The sequence below is a fragment of the Helicobacter trogontum genome (assembly GCF_000765905.2).
In the GTDB taxonomy this organism is placed as follows: Bacteria; Campylobacterota; Campylobacteria; order Campylobacterales; family Helicobacteraceae; genus Helicobacter_A; species Helicobacter_A trogontum.
This window is the reverse complement of sequence record NZ_JRPL02000071.1, coordinates 1-2152: the sequence shown is the minus strand read 5'-3', so window position 1 is coordinate 2152 and position 2152 is coordinate 1. Positions and strand designations below refer to the sequence as shown.

At 30.2% G+C, this 2152-nt stretch carries 2 protein-coding genes and 1 pseudogene; 2 read left to right on the top strand and 1 reads right to left on the bottom strand.

The genetic code is table 11. The features are described 5' to 3' along the window. Positions 1-503: 503 nt before the first annotated feature. Positions 504-701 carry a hypothetical protein gene (locus LS81_RS10740; RefSeq protein ID WP_034347343.1) on the bottom strand — a complete coding sequence of 66 codons (198 nt, stop codon included), beginning with the start codon at positions 699-701 and terminating at the stop codon, positions 504-506. A gap of 481 nt (positions 702-1182) precedes the next feature. On the opposite strand from LS81_RS10740, the gene LS81_RS10735 reads away from it, so the two are divergent. Both LS81_RS10735 and LS81_RS10730 read left to right on the top strand, forming a co-directional pair. After that, complete coding sequence (locus LS81_RS10735) at positions 1183-1692, top strand: Hcp family type VI secretion system effector (RefSeq protein ID WP_004084744.1); 510 nt, start codon at positions 1183-1185, stop codon at positions 1690-1692. 175 nt (positions 1693-1867) lie between these two features. Further along, positions 1868-2152, top strand: a pseudogene (locus LS81_RS10730) (hypothetical protein); the annotation flags it as partial.

The window sequence follows — 2152 nt, the reverse complement described above, 5'->3', positions numbered from 1 at the left end:
TTATTTGTCCTACTATCCACATGAAAAATTTCATTTCATTCGCACTCATGTTGTATTTTGCATAGACAAATTTGTTGTCTTGTGTTACTACCATTTTTTTCACTCTTTTTGCACTACGCTTTTTTGGTGTTCCTTTTTTCTGCATTTTTTGTAACCTTTGTTAATAAAGATTACTCCCATGCTATAGGATAATGTTTTTTTTAAGATATTCTCTTTTTTTCGCAAATTCGTTTGATTTAAATAGTTTTATATAAATCTCATTTATTTTTTAGTAGCAAGTGATTTCTCTATACGCCATTGCATTGCATCACAAACATATTGCTTTATTTTTGTATTTTCATCAGGCTATTTTATAGTTTCTCTCTTCATGTAGGAGTTCTTTGTATATTTGATAACCTTTATCCTCTTTCATTTTTGTTCCTAATCTTTTTTACTTTTATTTCAAGTTCTAGTAGAATTTCGCTAAAATGCTTCATAGCAGTTTGTGCTACCTTTTATCTTTACTATTTATGTTGATATTTTTCATTACCACCCCTCTCCCCTATTTGTATTCTAAGCTCTGCTGATAAAATATCTTGGATTTTCATTAAATCACTTTTTGATAATTCTCTAAAAATAGTTTTGTTGGTTTCTTGATATAGATTATTAAAAGTAGTATGAGCGTGATAATTTCTAATTACTTTGCCATTAAATTTACTCACATGTTATTCATCTCTATAAATGGAGATATATAATATATTTGCTTTTTTAGTTTGGGCATTTTTATTTAAGATTCTCAAGAGCCTTTTTGAGATCTTGCATTGTATGGCCTTTTTATGTCCATTATAACTTCTTTTACTAAACCTACATTTGACCTTGCTTTATTCTGTGGGCTTGTAATTTTATATCAATTATTGCTTTTTTCTCTAAGAGCTCTTTTTGTTTTCTGTCTTCTCTTTTTTTTGACTTAATCTTTCAATTAATTTTATGATGTTTTATCGTTATAATTATCAAGGATAGGTAAAAGTTTAACAAAAATAGTAAATGCGTAGTAGGTGATGTCTTGGAGATAAATACTTGGAATAGAATAATTATGGAAAATTAAGATTTAATTTAAATATTGTAATTTTATGGTATTTTTCTGCATATTGACCAAACCCTATTATAATATCAAGAATTATAAAACTTTAACAAAGGATGCGTATGGCACAACCAGCTTATATTAGGATAGAAGGTGTTACTCAAGGTCTCATTTCTAGTGGAGCTTCTACTGAAGCGAGTATTGGTAATAGATATCAATCAGGACATGAAGATGAGATAATGGCTCAAGAAATATCTCATATTGTAACAGTTCCAACAGATACTCAAAGCGGACAACCAAGTGGTCAAAGAGTGCATAAACCTTTTGTTTTCACTTGCTCTTTAAATAAAGCGGTACCGCTTTTATACAATGCTTTAACAAAAGGCGAAAGATTAAACAATGTAGAGGTGCATTGGTTTAGAACATCAATGAGTGGTGGAGCCGAACATTATTTTACAACAAAGCTTGAAGATGCTATTATTACCGATATTAATCTTGTTATGCCTAATGCGCAAGATAAAAACAATAATGATAAGACAGAGCTCTTTCAGGTTTCTTTAAATTACAGAAAAATCATTTGGGAGCATGTTGTTGCTGGAACGAGTGGGAGCGATGATTGGAGAAATGCTTAGAAGTAGGTGACACAAGCCAATATTTCTCTATCAAACCTCTAGGATTAGATGGGATTAGCATTACATTGGATTATTAAAACAAAACTATTTAAAAGATAATTCATCTCGCAAATGAAGTTAGAATTTTTCTTATGCTCTTCAATCATGTTACTTCTTAATTACACAAAGGGTTATTATGCAGTCTTATCTCTCACTCTCTATCCTTTCAAATCTTAAAAAACATTACCCTGATCAGGGCACAAGAGAATCTCAACCTTCTCTCAATCTTACACTTACTCAAGCAACTATTAAAGAAAGTCTGGAATCGGTGTTAAGTATAAAATGTAGTGGTTTTATAGAATCTATGCAAAAAAACCTTTTATTGGAAGTAAATTCCAATAATTCAAATATCTCTTTGCAGCCAAAAGACTTTCTTAATTGTTTAGCCACTCTCAATATTCATCATTCCCCTCACAATAAG